Source organism: Antarcticirhabdus aurantiaca (assembly GCF_009765365.1).
Classification (GTDB): Bacteria; Pseudomonadota; Alphaproteobacteria; order Rhizobiales; family Rhizobiaceae; genus Antarcticirhabdus; species Antarcticirhabdus aurantiaca.
Genome location: NZ_VTOM01000010.1, coordinates 38,251 through 55,682, shown reverse-complemented (window position 1 = coordinate 55,682; position 17,432 = coordinate 38,251). Strand labels below are relative to the sequence as shown.

The 17,432-nt window shown below is 68.9% G+C and carries 21 protein-coding genes; 1 reads left to right on the top strand and 20 read right to left on the bottom strand.

The window, feature by feature from the left end; all coding sequences use genetic code 11:
- Positions 1 to 91: 91 nt before the first annotated feature.
- From FZN60_RS13515 to FZN60_RS13480, 8 genes are all read right to left on the bottom strand, one after another.
- Entirely contained in the window at positions 92 to 874 is a 783-nt protein-coding gene (locus tag FZN60_RS13515) for a phage tail fiber protein (protein ID WP_158874017.1), read from the bottom strand.
- Positions 875 to 920: 46 nt separating this feature from the next.
- Entirely contained in the window at positions 921 to 1,262 is a 342-nt protein-coding gene (locus tag FZN60_RS13510; protein WP_158874016.1) for a hypothetical protein, read from the bottom strand.
- Complete coding sequence (locus tag FZN60_RS13505) at positions 1,259 to 2,779, bottom strand: hypothetical protein (protein ID WP_158874015.1); 1,521 nt, start codon at positions 2,777 to 2,779, stop codon at positions 1,259 to 1,261. Before FZN60_RS13505 ends, FZN60_RS13510 begins: the two co-directional genes overlap by 4 nt.
- Positions 2,776 to 3,087: a hypothetical protein gene (locus FZN60_RS13500; protein ID WP_158874014.1), complete on the bottom strand. Its 312-nt coding sequence runs from the start codon at positions 3,085 to 3,087 to the stop codon at positions 2,776 to 2,778. The genes FZN60_RS13505 and FZN60_RS13500 overlap by 4 nt, the downstream gene beginning before the upstream one ends.
- Positions 3,088 to 3,190: 103 nt before the next feature.
- A complete protein-coding gene (locus FZN60_RS13495) occupies positions 3,191 to 4,252 on the bottom strand; it encodes a phage late control D family protein (RefSeq protein ID WP_158874013.1) in 1,062 nt (353 codons plus the stop codon).
- 4 nt (positions 4,253 to 4,256) lie between these two features.
- Positions 4,257 to 4,469: a tail protein X gene (locus FZN60_RS13490; RefSeq protein ID WP_199266559.1), complete on the bottom strand. Its 213-nt coding sequence runs from the start codon at positions 4,467 to 4,469 to the stop codon at positions 4,257 to 4,259.
- The gene (locus FZN60_RS13485) at positions 4,469 to 4,912 is read right to left on the bottom strand and encodes a phage tail protein (protein WP_158874012.1); all 444 of its coding nucleotides are present in this window, start codon (positions 4,910 to 4,912) and stop codon (positions 4,469 to 4,471) included. The genes FZN60_RS13490 and FZN60_RS13485 overlap by 1 nt, the downstream gene beginning before the upstream one ends.
- A 3-nt stretch (positions 4,913 to 4,915) precedes the next feature.
- A complete protein-coding gene (locus tag FZN60_RS13480; RefSeq protein ID WP_158874011.1) occupies positions 4,916 to 7,066 on the bottom strand; it encodes a phage tail tape measure protein in 2,151 nt (716 codons plus the stop codon).
- 22 nt (positions 7,067 to 7,088) lie between these two features.
- Between FZN60_RS13480 and FZN60_RS13475 the strand changes: the two genes are divergently transcribed.
- A complete protein-coding gene (locus tag FZN60_RS13475; protein WP_158874010.1) occupies positions 7,089 to 7,616 on the top strand; it encodes a hypothetical protein in 528 nt (175 codons plus the stop codon).
- Here the strand turns inward: FZN60_RS13475 and FZN60_RS13470 are convergent.
- The 12 genes from FZN60_RS13470 to FZN60_RS13415 all read right to left on the bottom strand — a co-directional run bounded on the left by FZN60_RS13470 (position 7,613) and on the right by FZN60_RS13415 (position 17,431).
- Entirely contained in the window at positions 7,613 to 8,299 is a 687-nt protein-coding gene (locus FZN60_RS13470) for a phage tail assembly protein (protein ID WP_158874009.1), read from the bottom strand. The two genes, FZN60_RS13475 and FZN60_RS13470, sit on opposite strands and share 4 nt — an antisense overlap.
- A 26-nt stretch (positions 8,300 to 8,325) precedes the next feature.
- Positions 8,326 to 8,838 (bottom strand): phage major tail tube protein, encoded by a 513-nt coding sequence (locus FZN60_RS13465; protein WP_158874008.1) that lies wholly within the window; start codon positions 8,836 to 8,838, stop codon positions 8,326 to 8,328.
- A gap of 96 nt (positions 8,839 to 8,934) precedes the next feature.
- Positions 8,935 to 10,359, bottom strand: coding sequence for a phage tail sheath subtilisin-like domain-containing protein (locus FZN60_RS13460; RefSeq protein WP_158874007.1), 1,425 nt, complete (start codon positions 10,357 to 10,359; stop codon positions 8,935 to 8,937).
- Positions 10,360 to 10,471: 112 nt separating this feature from the next.
- Complete coding sequence (locus FZN60_RS13455; RefSeq protein WP_158874006.1) at positions 10,472 to 10,750, bottom strand: hypothetical protein; 279 nt, start codon at positions 10,748 to 10,750, stop codon at positions 10,472 to 10,474.
- Positions 10,747 to 11,229, bottom strand: a complete 483-nt coding sequence (locus tag FZN60_RS13450) for a hypothetical protein (RefSeq protein ID WP_158874005.1) — start codon at positions 11,227 to 11,229, stop codon at positions 10,747 to 10,749. Before FZN60_RS13450 ends, FZN60_RS13455 begins: the two co-directional genes overlap by 4 nt.
- 982 nt (positions 11,230 to 12,211) lie before the next feature.
- Complete coding sequence (locus FZN60_RS13445; RefSeq protein WP_158874004.1) at positions 12,212 to 12,529, bottom strand: hypothetical protein; 318 nt, start codon at positions 12,527 to 12,529, stop codon at positions 12,212 to 12,214.
- The gene (locus tag FZN60_RS13440; protein ID WP_158874003.1) at positions 12,529 to 12,981 is read right to left on the bottom strand and encodes a hypothetical protein; all 453 of its coding nucleotides are present in this window, start codon (positions 12,979 to 12,981) and stop codon (positions 12,529 to 12,531) included. Before FZN60_RS13440 ends, FZN60_RS13445 begins: the two co-directional genes overlap by 1 nt.
- Complete coding sequence (locus tag FZN60_RS13435; RefSeq protein WP_158874002.1) at positions 12,953 to 13,123, bottom strand: hypothetical protein; 171 nt, start codon at positions 13,121 to 13,123, stop codon at positions 12,953 to 12,955. Before FZN60_RS13435 ends, FZN60_RS13440 begins: the two co-directional genes overlap by 29 nt.
- Positions 13,124 to 13,135: 12 nt before the next feature.
- Positions 13,136 to 15,439: a hypothetical protein gene (locus FZN60_RS13430; protein ID WP_158874001.1), complete on the bottom strand. Its 2,304-nt coding sequence runs from the start codon at positions 15,437 to 15,439 to the stop codon at positions 13,136 to 13,138.
- Complete coding sequence (locus tag FZN60_RS13425) at positions 15,436 to 16,083, bottom strand: phage tail protein I (protein ID WP_246726779.1); 648 nt, start codon at positions 16,081 to 16,083, stop codon at positions 15,436 to 15,438. Before FZN60_RS13425 ends, FZN60_RS13430 begins: the two co-directional genes overlap by 4 nt.
- Entirely contained in the window at positions 16,080 to 17,048 is a 969-nt protein-coding gene (locus tag FZN60_RS13420) for a baseplate J/gp47 family protein (protein WP_158874000.1), read from the bottom strand. The genes FZN60_RS13425 and FZN60_RS13420 overlap by 4 nt, the downstream gene beginning before the upstream one ends.
- A complete protein-coding gene (locus FZN60_RS13415; protein ID WP_158873999.1) occupies positions 17,048 to 17,431 on the bottom strand; it encodes a GPW/gp25 family protein in 384 nt (127 codons plus the stop codon). The genes FZN60_RS13420 and FZN60_RS13415 overlap by 1 nt, the downstream gene beginning before the upstream one ends.
- Position 17,432: the final 1 nt, after the last annotated feature.

Genomic DNA, 17,432 nt, shown 5'->3' with positions numbered 1-17,432 from the left:
CTCCTGGAAAAGCGAAGCCCGCCGCGGCGGCTGCCGGGCGGGCTTGGGATCGCAGTGGATGGGGACAGGGACGCGTGAGGTGCGGCGGCGCTTACTCGACGGAGAGGGTCAGGCTGTTGGCCGGCCAGTTCACGGCAGTCTGCGCACCGACCGTCTTGGCGCCGCCGTCGAGCGGGCCGGGCATGAGGAAGTTGCCGGCGGATGCCGCGTCGAAGATGCCGAAGTGCGAGAGCGGCGTGGCGTTGGCGGCTTTGCCGAAGTCGACAGCGGCCGTGTTCCGGATGACGCCGTCGGTCGGCGCGGAGACGGCGCCGAGAACGCGCCCCGCCGCGCGGATCTGCGTTGTGACCTCGGTCCCGGCCGAGCCTGCATCGGTCGGGTTGCCGTTGAAGAGGCCGACATAGATCGATGCCGGCGGCGAGGGCATGGCCGTTCCGCGCATCCAGTTGAGAATGGCGGCCTTCAGGAAGTCCGAGAAGCCGGACAGGGTGATCGCGAGGATGTTGGCCGCGAAGCTCACGCCCGTCTGCGCGCCAACGGTCATCGCCCCGTCCGTCAGCGCGCCGTGCATCAGGAGGTTGCCGCCCGAGGCCGCGTCGAAGACGCCGAAGTGCGAGATCGTCGTGCCGCTCGCCGTGCTGCCGAAGTTGACGACGGCAGAGTTGCGGATCTCGCTGTTGGCCGGCGCGGAGAAGGCGGCCGCGAGGCGACCTGCCGCGCGGATCTGCGTCGTGACCTCGCTGCCGCCCAAGCCGGTGTCGATCGGGCTGCCGTTGAAGAGGCCGACGTAGAGGGCGGCCGGCGCCGCCGGCATGGCCGTGCCGCGCAGCCAGTTGCAGATGGCTTGCTCCATGTAGTTCGAGAAGGCGGACATGCGGAACCCTTTCTTGGTGGGGTCGAGGGGGATCGAGATCGAGGCGTCACGCCTCGTCGGTGACGGGCCACCAGGTGGCCGCCTCTTGCTCGGCCGGAGCGTCGAGCCCCTGCATGACGAAGAAGAGCCAGGCGGGCTCGCGCGCCGCTGGATGGTGCTGCGGGTGGGTGAACACCCACCGCCCGTCGAGGCGCTGGCGCGGCACGTCCCAGCGCGTCGTGCGCGCTGCCTCGAGGGCGACCTCGCCGGCGGGGGTCATGCCGACGATGCCGCCGGCCTCATCGAGGGTGTAGCCGTTCAAGGCCGCGATCTGCGCGCCGCGCTCAAAGACGATGCGCTCGGCGGCATCGGCCGCGGCGAGCGTGTCGAACACCAGAAAGAGCGTCACGCCACGATCCCCCATTTAGCGATCAGGTGTTCGATGAGCCGGCCTCGATCGGCATCCGAGAGCGCAGCCGGAAAGGCGACGGCCTCGCAGTAGGGGCCGTTCCAGGCGCGTTGCGCACCCTGCGCCATCAGACAGCGGCGGCTATCAAGCGGCGCACTCGCCTGACGCTGGAAGCGCAAGACGGAAAGGGGAAGCGGCAACATGGACGGGACGCCTGTGCCGCCGGTTCCGCGAACCGTCGTTTCCCGGTTCCGGAAGCCGCCCATGGCGAAGGCATTCGAGCTGATGAAGTCGCCCGTGTTGACGAGGCCCATCTGCCGCGGCATGCCGTTGGAGCCGTAGCCGGAGAAAAGCGCCGCGTACCCGTCGCCCCAGCCGACCGACGAGGTGTTGAAGACGGCTTCCGCTCCGGTCGCGAACGCCGCAACGATGTAGATTTCCTCAATCGGGACAGTGATGCCGGCATCATTTTCCAGTCGACCGGTGGCAGACGTGTTGAAGAAGGCCGGCTTGTTGTTCGCGACGGTATGGCTCGCCAAATAGCTCGGCTGGTTTGCGGCCGTCGCCTGCATGGCGTGCCTAGCGTTGCCGCTCTTGTCCGAGGCCTGCTGAACCTTGCCGTCGACGAGCGAGAGCGAGGCGGCATCCGACGCGTCGATCCACATGGAGGGGCCGAGCGCCAGGACGTTGAAGGTGGCCGGCGCGGTGAGCGTTGCCGCGCCGGTCGCCCTGCCCTGCCCCGTCGCCGCGCCGGCGAGCGCGATCGAGGCGGCCAGCGCGCCCACGGCCGCGGCGCGCCCGCTTGCCGTGCCGGATACGTCGAGCGCCGCCGCGAGCGCGCCCGACGCGCCAGCTCGCCCCGGGGCCGTGCCGGCAACCGTCAGCTCGAGGAGTGCGGCAGCCGTCGCCGAACCCCGGCCCACGGCAGCGCCGCCGAGCGTCAGCTCGTCGCCGATCGTCAGCCCGCCGGAGGCTTGCGCACGGCCGGCGGCGGAGCCGGAGAGTTCCAGCGCGGAGGTAGCCTGCGCCTGAGCCGACGCCCGCCCTGCTGCGGCGCCGGAGAGCGCGAGCGAGGCGGCGAGGGGCGCGGTCGTCACCGCTTTTCCCGCAGCCGTTCCGGCCAGCGCCAGCTCGACCGAGACCGGCGCCGTCGCGATCGCGGAAGCCGCCGCACGTCCCGACAGGTCCAACGAGGCCGAGAGCGCCGCAGCCGCCAGAGCGCGCCCGAATGCCTGTCCGGCAAGCTGCAGCTCATCCGGCAGGGTGCCGCCTTCACCGGCCCGGAACGTGACGACGTGCGTCTCGCCGTCCGACATGGTGAAGGTGAGCGTCACGGTGCCGTCGCCCGCCTGCACGGCGTCGACGTCGACCACCGACACGCCGGGCTCGCCGGGCCGGCCGGACGTCTCGGTGACGACCTCGGTCCGCACGAGCTGCTCGACCACCGCTTCCGGCGCACCCGCCTCGCGGAAAACTTCCGAGACGACGATCGTCTCGAGGACGGTCTCAACGCTCACTGGACCTGCACCCGGCGCACGTAGAAGACGCGCGTCGCGCCATCGACGGCGCGAGTGAAGCGCGCCTCGTAGACGATGTCGGCCGAGAGCTTGGCGGTCGCCGCCTCTTCCCAGATGGCGACGATCGCGCCTGAGGCCGGATCGAAGGTGACCGAGCTCGCCGGCGTCGGCGTCAGCCGCGGCGCGACCAGTGCGGCCGAGATCGCCATGCCGTCCCGGCTCTCGCCCTCCGGCGGCTGGTAGGTGATCTCGATCGAGAAGTCGCTGCCGCGGAACAGGCGATCGGTCGTCTTGCTGTATGCGACCACGAACGGTCCCTCGCGAAATGAAAAGCCCACCGCGGCGGCTGCCGGGCGGGCTCGGTGGAAAGCTTGTGATCGGACGGTGGAGAGCCGGTGGAAGGCTTGTGGATTAGCGCGGCGCGGTCGTCGGCACCGGCACGCTGCCGGTCGTTCGCGCCGCTTCGATCGCGCGGGCGTCGCCGGCCGGATCCGCCTGCAGCTTGCCGTCGAGATAGGTCGTGTAGCCGCTCTTCGAGAAGGCGTGCCGTGCGCTCTCGATGATGAACGGCCGTCCGTCTGCGCCGAGCCGCACGCCCGCGAAAGTCAAAGGCGCCCCGGCGCGAGCCTGCGGGTTGCCGACGATCTGGCAGGAGAACGATCCGCCGTTGCGCTTCAGGTCGCGCGCCTTCGCCTTTGCGGCGCGGCGCGCTTCCTTCTCGTCGGCGAAGGGCTCGCCGAGGCGGTAGATCGCCTCGCCCGCCTCGTCGCTGTCCTCTTCGACGTCGACGCGCTTGGCCTTCTCCCGATCCTGGTAACTCGCCGTCACCGCCTTGTACTGCGATCTGTCCGACAGGCGGATCCGGCCGGTGCCCTCGACGAGGTCGGCGAGCGTGACGACGATCGGCGTAAGGGCTGCGCCCGAGGCCGAGCGCCCTGCCCCCTTCGCGGCGAAGACGAGGTTGCCGTCCTTTACGCCGAAGGTCGCGCCGTGCCGCTCTGCCAGGCGCTCGAGGAAGTGGATGTCGCTCTCGCCCTGCTGGCCGAGCCAGTCGTAGACGTGCGCGCCCATCTCGGCATCGACGCGGGGCGCGAGGCCGTGCTCGGAGGCGATCTGCGAGACGATCTCGCCCAGCGTCTTGTCGTCCCAGTGCCGCTCGCGGTTCTGCTTGGCTTTGGCCTTGCGCAGATCCGCCGAGCGGCCGGTGATCGTCAGCTGGTACGGCTTGAACTCGGCTTCGACCTCGTCGGCGACGAAGGCGCCCATGAAGACGAGGCGGCCGGCATAGCCCATCCAGACGCGGATGGTCGCGCCCATGCGAGGGAGCGCGGCCGGCGGATCGTCGTTGAGGGTGATCGACACGGTGTCGGCCGAGACGCCCTCCTGGTCGATCACCTCGCAGGAAACGATGCGCGAGGAGAAGACGCCGGAGACGAGCTGCCCGTCGACGGTGATCTTGCATTGTGGTCGCATGGTCTCAGTCCCAGAGCGTCACGGGCGCCGGCACCTCGTCGGCGGGCGCGAGGTCGGGAACGACAATGACCGTGCCGAGGCCGGGGAAGAAGCCCTTGGCGGCAAGCCCGGGATTGGCGGCGAGCACAGCTTCGACGAATCCGCTCTCGTCGCCGTAGATCTCGCGGCAGACCTGATCGACGGTCTGCCCCTGGCGCATCGTGTAGGTGTCGGCCATCAGAACAGGCCCACTAGGCCGGTGAGGACGGATGCCGGCGTGAAGTCGCGGCCGGGGAAGTGCGCGAGCTCGATGCGGTAGCCGTTCTTCATCGGCGTGCCGTCGGCGAGGACGAAGCCGATGTCCTCCTCGATCTCTTCGATGATCACCATGCCGAAGACGTTGTTGCCGTCGCCGATCGACACGAAGGGGACGGGCTGGCCGGCGCTGGCGAGCGCCGCGATCCCGTCGAGCGCGGCGAGACCGCCGAACTCGGCCGGGAAGAGGACGCCCCGGATCGTCTCGGTGCGTCCGGTTCCACCCGTCCATTGGCGCGCGTCGACCGCGCCGGCGACTGGGACCGAAGCCCAGCGCGCGTCGAGGCGCCGCGAGCGCTCCTCGTAGCTGAACCCGAAGGCCTCGAAAGCGAAGCCGCCGAGGGCGAGGGTCGAAGGGCCGGCCATGGATCACACGCCTCCGTCGGAGAACTGGCTGCGCACGACGCGCCCTGCCTGCCGGCCGGCGGCGTTGTTCGCGTTGGCGGTCGCCTGCGCCGCCTGGGCGGCGAGCGCCGGCAGGGCCCGCAGCTTCGCCGCCAAGGCATCGGTCTTGCTCATGGCGGCGTCGATCCCCGATGTGTCGACGCCTGGCGCGACGGTGAAGCTCATGACCGCCTGCATCGCCTGCGCGGCGGTCTCGAAGATCTGCCGGGCGATCGACGCTTCCTGGCGCGCTGGCTCGGCGACGTCAGGGCGAGCGGTCGGGGTGGCGAGCGCGCCGGTCGAGCGGCCGAGGCCGTCGCCGACCTGCCCGCCTCGACCGGAGTTGGCCGCCTGCATGACGGCCGTCAGACGGTCGACCGATGCGCGCAGAGCCTCGGTTCCGCCAACGTCGGGCATTGCGCCCGAGAAGCGGCCGGGATCGGCACCGCCGAAGCGTCCGGCGGCGGGGCCGGTCGGCCGGCCTTCGATGGAGCCTGCGATCCGCCTCTGAACGCCCTCCGCTCGGTCCACGCTATCCTCGAAGACGCGCTCCGTTGGAGTGCGAGCCAAGCGCTCCGCTCGGCGCCGCGCCTGGTTGTATCGGTCGCGTTGCTCGGCCTCGGTCAAGCCGCCCTGCTCGCCCGGGATGGGAATGCGGCCGGTCGAGCGTGCGCCGTCGATTGATGGCGCGGCATCAAGGCCGGAGAGCGCGTACTTGTGCTCGCGCGAGATACCGCCCTCGCCGCGGCGCGCGCGCAGCTCCTTTTCGATCAGCTCGTAGGGCGAGGCGATCTCACCGCGCCCGAAGGCACCCATCGCCTGCTTGTAGGCGGTTCGGATCGCGTTGCCATTGAAGAGGCCCTTACCGTTCACCTCCTCGTAGAGCCGTCGGTACTCCGCGAAGCTCTCGGCAAAGCTGCCGCCGGCCTCCTCCTCACGCGCCATGCCGGCCGAGTAGTCAATCTCCGAGTTGATGGCATTCGAGAAGGTCTCCATCGCGGGTACCGCCGCGATCGACACGGCAGCGCCAAGGCTCTGAACGAACCGGTCCCAGCTGGACGAGAGCTGCGCAATCTTCTTGTCGGTGGTGTCGAGGACGCGGGCGAGGTCCTGACCCGTGGCGCCGGCCGACCGGCCGAGCTTGCCCATCACCTCGGCGAAAAGCTCCGTGTTGTTGAGGAGCGCTCGCATGCCGATCTGCATTTCCTGATCGCCGAACAGCTGCGGCAGCTTCGCCAAGTCGCCGTTCACCGTCTTGCGCGTCAGGTCTACGAAGACCTCGATGAGGTCGCGGCCCTGGCGCTTGCCCCTCTCCAACTCCTTGCGCAGATCCACGCCGAACTTCTTGAAGCTGCTCGCCGTCTCATTGGAATTGATCTTCGAGAAGACGTTCATCGCGGCCGCCGCCGCCTGCTCGGCCGAGCCCGAGCCGGCGCGCAGGACCTGAAGGGTCGCGACCATCCGCTGCAGCCCCTCCTCGCCCGAATAGCCGAGGGCCTGATAGGCGGGCGCGAGCGAGGGCAGGTAAGCCGACATGTCGCGCAACTCGAACATGCCCGCCTTGCCGCCGGCGACGAGGATGTCGAAGGCCTTCTGCATGTCCTGGCCGGCGATGTTGAAGTTGCGCCCGACCGCGTCCGCCGTGTTCGCGATGTCGACGATCGCCGAGCCGGACGCCTGCGCGGTCGCCGTTACCGACGGCAGGAAGGCGAGCGCGTCCTTCATGTCGCGGCCTGTCGAGACGAGCGTGCCGAGGCCTTCGGTCACCTCGTCCTGTGTCATGGCATAGTCGTGCGCCGCCTTCTGGATGATGCCGAAGGCCGAGCGCGTCTCCTCCGACGTCGACCCGGCCGTGATGCCGATGCGCTCGACCGCAAGCTCGGCGTCGGCGAAGCGCCGCATGCTCTGCACCGCGCCGTAGCCGATGGCTGCCGGCGTGAGGACGCCGGCGACCTGCGCCATGCCGGCCGCCAGGGCCGTATTAGCGCGCCCCATCGCCATGGACGTTGCGGCGCTCATCTTGCCGCTGCGGCGCACGGCGTTGTCGAGCCCGTCCAGCGACCTCCCCACCTTGCGCGCGGGGCCGGACACCTTGTCGGTCAGGCTGAGGACGAGTTCGGAAGTCAGCCTTGCCAAGACGCGATCCTTTTCTCATTGGATGATCGGCTGCGCCATCTGCGAAGCCGACGGGGAGGAACCGAAGACGATGATCAGGATTGCTGGCGGCTTGGTTGCCCTCGCGCTGCTCACGGCTCCATGCGTCGCAGGGCCGAAAGAGAATATGCAGGCGACGCTTGCGGTCATTGATGCCGAGATCGGTATCGAGCCGACGTTCGTCGTGCCTGAATTCGGTGCGTGCCCCGACGACAGCAAGTGCTCGGCGTCTGTGGGCGACATCCAGATCGACACGTACGGGCAGGTGCTTCACCCGCAACTGGCCGACGCGACATCCTATTCGATCTACCGAAATGTCTGCGCTGCAAGCCTCGCCGGACTGACCGGCATGGACTTCGAGAGCTCGAAAGACTTCATGCAACAGGCCTTCGACCAGGCTGGCCTTGGCGGCGAAGGCGTTCGGCTGAAGCTCTCCAAGGCCGAGGTCTACGTCGGCCCAGGCATTGATGATCGGCCGGAGTGTAAGTTCTGGCGGGACGAAGAGGCGACGCCGGCGGCCGGGGCGAACTAAGGGGTGGACGTGGCCGGCATCAGGATGCGCGCGACGGCGGTCACCTTCTCGGCGTCGGGCCAGCGCAGCGCGCGCAGGGCCGCGACCGAGACGCTGGCCATCCGGCCGATCATCTCGATCTCGGCCATGCGCCCAGTCAACACCGCCTCGACGTCGCCGAAGGACGGCGGCAGCAGGCGGATTACCGAAACAGCCTCCTCGCCCAGCTTGAACGGGAACTGCAGCGGCACCGAGATCTCGGCCGCGGTCGCCAAGTACTCGACCGGCAGCTCGGGCTCGGCCGGCTCTTCCGGCTCGGGTTCGGCCGGCGCGACGACGTCGGCGCGCGGCGCGTCGGTCGCGAACACGGCGTAGATCTGCTCGATCCCGCGGTAGATCGGCGCCCGATCGTCGGCATCGGCCGTCATCCAGATGATGCCGTCGTCGACCGGCAGGCCGACCGGCTCGTCGATCTCGCATCCCTCGACCTTCGCGAGCGCGACGACGATGTTGCCGACATCGGCGAGCCGCAGCTCGCCGAGCTCCGACAGGCTGAGCCCGGTGCCGAAGCAGAGATAGGCCTCGAGTTGCCGGTTGTGGTTCGACAGCTTCCCGATCGTCGCCTCGTCCGCCTTCGTGACGCGGCGCAGCTCGATCGTCGTCGCGGCCGACCCGGCGCCGACCGCGAGAAGGTTCTTCGTCATGGGTGCCGCCCTGCCCTATCCGCGGATCAGCCGATGCGCAGCGCGGCGCGACGGCCGGGCTGGCGCACCTGACCACCGACGCTGACCTCGAGGTCGCTCCAGGCGAAGATCTCCTCGTCGTCGATGAAGAGCCGGCCGGAATGGTTGGCGAGGTCGTACTGCGTCTCGGCCTTCTGCCCGGGCGCCCACGCACCCATGTCGACCGTCTTGATCCGGCACTCCATCTCGCAGCGCACGGTGTGCTCCACGCCGTCCTCGTCCTCGAGGTAGCTGTAGGCGATGATCGGCGTCGTGGAGCCGGGCCCGATGCCGTAGAGCCTCAGCATCTTCGGGTCGAGCGCGGTCTCCTTGAAGCTCGCCGTCGTCGGCTCGTAGCCCATCATGATCTCGCGGCCCTTGATCATGCCGGCGTTGCGCATGGTCTCCACCGTCTCCTGCAGGACGGGGACGGTGATCTCGGAGCACTGGCCGATGCGGGCCTGCTTGTCGACGAAGAGGGTGCAGTCCTTCTGCACGTAAGCGGGGCGGTTGTCGGCCATGGGTGCGGCTCCTCAGGCGCCGGCGCGGGCCGCGCTGGCGTAGGTGATGACGATGTCGGAAAGGGAAGCGGAGGGGCGCGGCTCGCGCCCGCCCCGTCAGCGGTAGGTGACTTCGCCGGTCACCGAGTCGAACAGGAGGGTGTAGGCCACCTCGACGTTCCGGTAGGCTGCGATCCGGATGTCGACCATGGGCGCGGGCACCTCGTACTTCATGGCGAAGTGGAAGACGCCCTGAACGCCCTGCGTCGGCGAGTTCTCGCCCGAGAGGCGGAACTCCGATCCCGGCAGGAGCATGCCGGCGGCCTCGAAGTCGGCGAGCGCGCGCCGGCCGCTCATCACCATGAAGTCGAGGTTAGCAAGCGTCGCCGGACGGTCGGCGAACTCCAGGAAGGCGAACTCGATCGCCTCGTTGACCGCGTCGTGGGTGCGAACCACGGGGATGAACTGCCAGAGCGGATCGGTCGAGCAGGTCCACACGCCCCACGCCCGAAGCCCGTCGCCGCGGTTGACGAAGGTGTTGATGCGGTTGGCGTTCAGGAAGTTGGAGTCCTCCGGATAGCTGACCGGCCGGTTGAGGCCGACGACGCCGTTCGGGACCATGTTCGAACCTGCCCAGTGGACGCCCTGCTCGCGGTCGCGCTTGGCCTGGAGGCCGGCGAAGATCGCCGAGGCGGGCTTGGCGACGTTGACGCCCTCAATCGTCTTCAGGACGCGCGGGTCGCAGAAGGCGACGCGCTTGGAGCCGACAAGTGCGCGGGCGGCGACGGCCTGCGCGTCGGTGCCGTCCGGCCCGTCGGCGTAGAACATGGCCTTCAGCTTCTCAGCGACGCCCATGCCTTCGGCGATCACCGGGCTCATCACCGAGCCACGCGCGGCCGTGGCGGCGGCGCCCGTGCCGGCGCCGTTGCCGGCGATCGTGACGGTCGGATTGGCGGTGTAGCCGAAGCCGGGATTGTCGACGACGATGGCGTTGATCGAGCCGTCCTGGTTGAGGACCGCGTGCGCGGTGGCGCCGGTGCCGGTCGTGTCGCTGCCGGCCCGCACGATCGTGACCGTAACGGCGTCGGTGTAGCCGAGGCCGGCCGTGGTGACCGCGACGGAGGCGACGCCGTCGGCCGGCGAGGACATGGTGAGGCCGGGCGCGAGCAGGAGCTTGGGCTTCGGCATGCCGTTCATGGCGGTCGCCTTCATGAAGGCATGGATGCCGGTCTTCTGCGCCTGGTTGCCGAGGATGTTCGCCATCGTCGCGGCCGGCGTCGCGCCTTCGCTGACGAGAACGATCAGGATGCTCGTGATGACCTGGTCGAAGATCGAATCGATGTGGTCCTGAACGTGCGCCGGCAGGCCGGCGGCGTCGGCCGGCTTCTTCACGTGGATCAGGGTGTTCAGCTGGTACTTCGAGGCGTCGGCAACCGGCACGGTGCAGATCATGCCGACGGTGCTCGTGTCGAAGAGGCGGACGAGCGTCAGCTCCTCGGCGCTCTGGTTGACGCGCGCGCCGTGGTGGAACGGGAGGGCCATGAAGGGGACCTTTCGAGATCCGGCGCGCGCGGCGGCCGGGCGTGGAAACGAAGAGGGCCCGGCAGATGCCGAGCCCTAGCGGTTGGGTCAGAGCTGAAGTCGGAAGGTCAGGTCAGCGCTTGTCGCGCCCGCCCTGCCGGTAGAAGGGGCCGCCGAAGAAGCGGACGCCGAGCCACATGACGCCGGCCACCGTCACCGACGCGGCGGCGCCGGCAACGGCCAGCGCCGGGTGCGCGGTCGCCCAGGCGGGCAGGCTCACGGCGACGTCGTGGAAGAGCTGCGCGTCGGCGGCCGCTCGGCCGGATTGTGCACCATAGGCGGTGTCGTGCGCGGCGCAGGCCGCCGCCCACCAGCCTTCGAACCAGCCGGTGCAGTGGTCGACGGCTGTCACGCCGGCAGGCCCTTCGCGATGGTCTCGCGCCGCTCCGCCGTCAGGATGCCGGCGCCGACGAGAAGGTCGAGCCCCGCCAGGTTGCGCGGATCGGCGAGGTCGACCGTCTGCAAATGCGGGTCCTTGAGCCGGTCGAAGAACACGCCGACGACACGCCGGATCGTCTTCGCCTGCGCGTCCGTCTCGGCCTCGGCGCCCGCGGCGAAGTCGACGATCGCGACTTCCTCGAAGGCCGAGAAGCTGTTCCGGAACTCCGCAGGCGTCAGGTTGAGGCGGCGCGCCGGCTCGGGAGCCGGAGGCTCATCAGGCGTGACCGGCTCGGGGTTCGCGAAGGTCGACCCGTCATAGGTCGCGCCCTGGCGGGTGCCCTCCGGCGCCTCGATCCACGTCCAATCGGGGACGAAGAGCGGCGTCGGGTCGGTCGGATGCTCGAAGGTCTCCGCGACGCGGTCGTTCTCAATGCGTGCCCAGAGCTTCATCACGCAGCCTCATCCCAGAAAATGAACACGATGGCGTCGCCACCCTTGCCGCCTGTGCCTCCGTTGCTGCTACCCCCGCCGGCTCCGAAGCCGCCTTTGGCGCCTGTAGATCCATTGCCCACCGATCCGGGACCTCCCCCAAGCAAGCTCATAGCTTGACCGGGAGTAACTCCCGTCGCTGTGCCTGATCCAGGACCGCCGCCGCCCGGTCCAGGAGCGAAGCCGAAGTATTGGCTGCTCGCGTATAAGACGCTAGTGCCTCCTGGCCCATCAACATCGGCAAGATCCCAGAAGTCATATTCGCCGACGAAGGAGCCATCGTTGATACCAACAGCCCCTTGGGATCGAACCGCACGACTGCGAAGCCCCGAGCCGGCCTCTTGGCCTACGCCGGGCGTGTGAGACCCACCACCCGCAAAGCCGGTCGCGGGGCCACCCCATCCCGCCCCACCCTCGCCTTGCGACACGATGCCGGGACCGAAAGGGGAACCAGATGAAGGGCCGCCCTTCTGACCGGCCGTATCGACTGCGCCAGGATTTGACTTGTCCCAAGGTCCCGTCGCCGTGCCGGGGGCGCCAGCAAGGGTTCCGTCTCCGCTCACCCCTGTTGCCCCGACAAACGTAAGCGGGGTGCCGCCAACCGGAGTGCCGCTGATCGACGTGGACGTGCCGTTGGCCGAGCGGACCGTCGCACTGTTGTTACCCGTGCCGCCTTCGCCGACAACGATCGTCAGGGTGTCGCCGATAGCAACCGTAAGCGTCTTTTCGCCGAAAGCTGCGCTCGCTCCGCTGCGCATCATGTTGCCGCCTGCGCCAGCGCCAAGACCTTGCACCTTGATCTTGCCAGCCTTCTCGGCTTTCCAAGTGTAGGTGCCAGGGCGGAAGAAAATGTCGCGGCGCCAGTAGCCGTTGGAGCCCGGCCCGGTGGCGCGCTCGGGACGGGGCCCGGCGCTGGCTACATTCGTGTTTGCGTTCCGTCCCATCAGCTTCCAGCCGCCTCTTCGACGCCCCAGACACGCGCGGCAATCGCGTTCGCCGTGTCGGTCCTCACGAACACCTTGTCGCCCGCTTTGAGGACGAGGGCGGTGCGCTCGACCGTGCCGCCGACCCCCAGCGGTAGGTCATATTCGATCCAGTCAGTCGCAGCCGGCGATGCGCCGCTTCCGACCGCCATGCGGACCTTGCAAGCAAGCAGCGCCGTGATGTTGCAGACGAGCGCGGCCTGCCGATTTGCCGGGACGGTGTAGATCGTCGCGACGTTCGTGTTTGCGGGGGCGACCCCCTGGTTGATGGCGGCCATTACTGCCCCGCGAAGAAGACGGACGCCATATTGATCTGGCGCTGTGCGTTGAAGCGATCTGTGAGTGTGTCCAGCCGGCCCGCGATGGCCTCCAACGCCTGTTGGACGTTGGCGACCGTGTAGCCGGTGATCGGCTGGACCTGGATGCGCGCGGCGAAGAGGCCGCCAGCTTGAAGCGCCTCGTACTCCTCGCGAAGTTCCGCGAACTCGGATTGGGTCTGCGCCAGGCCGGCGCGCCCGGCGGCGATCTCTTCGGCGAGGGTCGCGACCACCGTCTCGGCCGAGAGCGCAAGCACCTGATCGATGGCGAGCTGCGCATCGAGCTTGACGGCTTCCAGAACGACGAGGCGCACATGCACGTCGCCGAAGATCGCGTTCAGAAGCTCGTCGGAAAGCTCGTGCTCCGCCGTGACGTGGTAGCCGTTAGAGGCGCTTGGCGGTGTCAACAGCATCGCGGCCGTTCTCCTCCACCAAGCGGTTCAGGAAGCCGCCGCGCATTTCGTGCTTGTCGCGCGGCAGCAACTCGATCCCCACGACCTTGACGAGGCGCGTCAGCGTCACGTCGTAGGCCGCCTCGTCGTCGAACTTGGCCATGGCCGTGTCTCCTCAATGCGCGTAGGCCGCGGCGTTCTGGATGAAGGGGGTGACCACCTTGTTCGTGGTGGCCATGTCGAAGCGCAGCTTCGCCGTGGTGGTCGGAGTGCCGAGGATGAAGGTCGCCAGATACCGGCGGCGCGTCGGCTTGTCGGGATCGGGCGTCATGGTGATCACGTCGGCGGTGAGCGTCGCCCCGCCGACCTTCAGCCGCGGCACCGCCGTGTTGACGTCGCCGTCGAAGGCGTCGACCACCACGTCGGTCTGGATCTTCGATGTCGCCGCCGCGAAGGTGATCGTGTCCGACACGGCACGCATCTCGTTCCTCGGCCGCGAGGTCGTCCAGGTCGCCACGTTGTCGATCTCGATCATCGGCCCAAGGTCGGGCGTCGCGATCATCACGAGGCGAAGCTCGCACGAAGCCGGCAGGCCGACGAGCGGGTTGTCCACGCCGTAGATCTTCAGCGGGAACCAGACGTTCGAGCCGTCTGGCTTGATCAACCATTCGAGCCCGGTGCCGGCCGGCGCCCAGGACGAATAGAGGAGGTCGAACTGCGTCATGCCTCCGGGCAGATCCATGGCGTTGAAGTCGACCACGGTCCGGACGTTGGTGAAGTGCGCCGCCACGATCTCGAAGGCGAAGTCATCGAGAAGGTCGCCTTGCGCGAAGCCGCCATCGGTGCCGTAGAACAGCGTGCCGCCCTGGAACTTGTTGTTCCCCGTCGTCGCCAGCGCGTGGTTGCCCGTGGTGACGGTAAACCAGGCGAAGCGGCGGCCCGGCTCCAGGAAGGCGAGCGGCACCTCGCAGCGGTTCTTGCCGAGCACGATGTCCTCGTACTTCAGCGTCATTTTGCCCAGCACCTTGTCGAAGCGCGGCGCCGCGCCGTCCGTCGTCTCGCACAGGAACAGATGGATATCGCCGTCCGTCCCCTTGCGCGTGACGAACAGGTTGATGGCGGTGACCACCATCGGTTGGGCGTTGAGGAACGTCTGGGCATAGACCGAGCCGTTCACGCCGACGATTTCGGTGACGTAGTCCCAGTAGGTCTCCGTCCAGGACCGGGTCTGCACCTCGCGGATGTTGTAGACGGCGTGCAGCTCGGTCAGCTCCGGCACGGTGTTGTTGTAGTGGTCGGCGAGACCGACGACCTGGAAGGTCTCATTGCCCTTCGAGAAGGTTTCGCCGGCCTGGCGGTCGACGAGGTTCGCCCACTCGGCGACGTTCTCGCACTGCTGGACGGTCGGCCCGTACGACACGGCCGAGCGCGACACGGTGCGCTGAACCGCCGTCGTGATCGTGTGTTGCAACTGGCTGATGTTGCGCGAGCCGTCAGAACCGAGGTTCTGGATGCGAACCGCCTCGGTATAGACCGGCATCATCTTGCGGCCCTTGAGGCGGATGCGCTGATCGTCTTCGTTCTTCGGGCGAAGAAGGCCCTGCTTGGACGCCTCCCAGGGGAAACGGACGCCCTCGCGAACGCGCGCGAGCCAATCGGCATCGCCCGTGGAACCCTGCTTGGGGCCACCCCACTGATCGGGCACGAGGCCCGGATCGTACCAATACTGGCGTGCCTCGCGGGGAAAGTTGAGAAGCCTCCGCACGGTGGCGGCGTCGCGCATCAGGTTCCGGATCAGCTCCGGGCGCGGAATGGTGGTGATCTTCTCGTTGACGTTGGCGAGGTTGGTCTCGATCGCCTCGGTGCGCAAGCGCAGCGAGGTGAGATTGAGCTCCATGTCGGTGACACGGCCGCCGATTTCGAAGAGGCTCTTCACGCGGAAGGCCTCGCCCGGCTCGATCGTCTGGATGCCGGAGGCGGTCAGGCGGACATAGGCGACGCAGCAGTCGGTGGCGGCGACCACCGGGCGAAGCGCCGGCGGCGGCGCGTTCTGGGCCTGTTGAACGCGGAACTCCAACGTGCGGTCTACCAGAGAGGGCGACTTCTTCGTGACGACCGTGGCCGTCTCGGGGTCGGTGCCGGTCCGGAAGGAACGATCCGATTCGATCGTCTCGACCTTGCCGTTCACCAGGATCGCCACCCACCGTTCGTCGGTGGCGATGCGCGGGATGTGGGACTGAAGGTTGACGATGGTTTCGTCGCCCTTGGCATAGACGACACGTCCCTCGAAGAAGCGCCCGGCTGAAATCCGGAGCTCCTGAGTGGAGCGGATCGCGACGGTGAAGCCTGCCCAATGCGACGGATAACCAACCGCGTCGCCGGCGAGATTGTCGCCGGCGGCCTGGGCGAAGAGGCCCATATCGTTGAGGTCGGCCGGGCCAAGGATCTCGGCCTGAGCGTAGTTGCGGCGCTGGCTCATGGAAGGTCCTGAAACGTCTTGCGGTCGACCCAACCGCCGACGCGGTGGGTGCCGTCGAGCTTGGGGCGATCGCCGAAGGTCAGCGGGCGGCGGTGGGCGAAGTCGGCCGAGAGGAGTGTCTCGGGCGACTTGGAGACGACGAGGGCGCGGTTGACGCGCCGGATCGGATCGAGGTCGACCTCCTGAAGGGCGCCGTCGCCGAGACCCGTCTGACCGAGGACGATCGGCGCGACGGGTGCGCGCAGCGGCACCTTGATCAGGAAGTGCGTGGTGAAGGGCTTGTGGTCGATCGGCGTGACGCCGAGCGCCCCGAAGCCAAGGACGAAGCGCTGCGGATAGGAGATCCGATCGAGGATCTCGGCGTCTACGAAGGGCAGGAAGGCGGCGGCCGCGGCGCGTGTGCCCTTGAGGGCCGCGAGCTTCACGGCCTCGGCCACCATCAGGCGCTTCCTCGCTTCCGGCCAGTCGTCGAACCAGAGGTCGACCGAGCGATGCGCGGCGAGGAAAGGCAGGAAGGCGGCCGGCGTCGTCGCCGGATCCATGATCTGCCGGATCGGCACCGGCAGCTCGTCGGACATGGCGAAGGCGAGCGCCAGCGCGACGAGACCGCTCTCCTCCGGGACGAGCTTGTCGGCCGTGATCACGCCGCCACCTCGAGGACAAGCTGATCACCGGCCATGACGGCGATCGTCACCGCCGTGCAGATCGGCACTGTGTAGGCGTCGGGCGCGATCACGAGGGGCTCGGCCTCGGGCCGCACCTTGATCACGGACGGGCCGTAGGCGGCGCCGTGCAGAAGCCCGGCCGGCACCTCGCCGCCAACCAGCCGGCGGGCGTCCGCGGCCGCGCGAACGCGGCGCGCCGCCTCCGTCGCGACGATCGTCTTGTCCGGCCCCTCCGGCACCTCGATCTCGAAGCGCACTGCGTAGAGCCGGCGCTTCGCCGCGAGGACGTTCACGGCGACCGCCTCGGGCGCGACGTGGGACGCCGTGACGGCGGCGCGCACGACGCCGAGCTCGGTCGGCGTCGGATCGCGCCCGCCCGGGCCCGACACGACGATGTCGACGTCGCCGCGGCGCCCGTGAACGGCGCGGCCGACGACGCTGACGTCGCCGGGGTTCTCCGGCCGGCCGAGCGCCGGCCAAGCGGTCAGGGCCTCGAAGACGAAGCGGTCGGCAGAGCCGGCGGCGGCCTTGTCGAAGGCGAGGAGGTAGCGGCGCAGCAGCGACGCGTCGCTCTCCATGACCGCTGCGACGCCCCGCTCGGGATCGACCGGCACGAGGACGAGGCGCAGGACGCCCGCGGCGGCGGCGATGTTGTCGAGGTCGGCGCCCTTCGCCGACGGAGCGAGAACCGCGCGCACAGCGTCGTTGACGATCTGGCGGTCGTAGACGCGCAGCTGCGAAAAGGCCTCGCCCGCGATGATCGCCGGATCGGTTTCGAGGCTCTCGACGTCGAAGGGCGCGATCGACGGGTCGACCCCACGCCGGGCGGCAATGAAGGCGAGGAAGCGCGCCACGAAGGCGGCATGCATTCCCTCGAAGTCGGGCACGACGATCGCGTCCGGCACCGCCACGCGCGACAGGTCGATGGCGGTCGGAGCACGCATCAGGCGGTCCTTCGGGTCGAGATGACGACAGAGCGCGCCTCGTCGCTCGCTGGCGAGGCGTCGCCGCGGTGGCCGCGCGGCAGGTACCGGCCGATGACGGTGAGCGAGAGAAGCCCGGAGGCGTCGCCGTTGACCTCGACGCCGGTCAGGCGGAAGCGCGGCTCCCAGCGGGCGAGCGCGTTGGCGACGGCCGCGCGCACGGCGAGGATGACGGGCGCGATCATCGGCCGGTCGATCAGGAGCGGCAGCTCGGAGCCGAACTCGCGCCGCATGACGCGGCTGCCAATCGGCGTGAGGAGGATGATCCGGATCGACTGCGCGACGTGCCCCCAGTCCGTCAGGGGCTTACCCGTCGCGCCGTCGACGCCCGCCGAGGCCGGCATG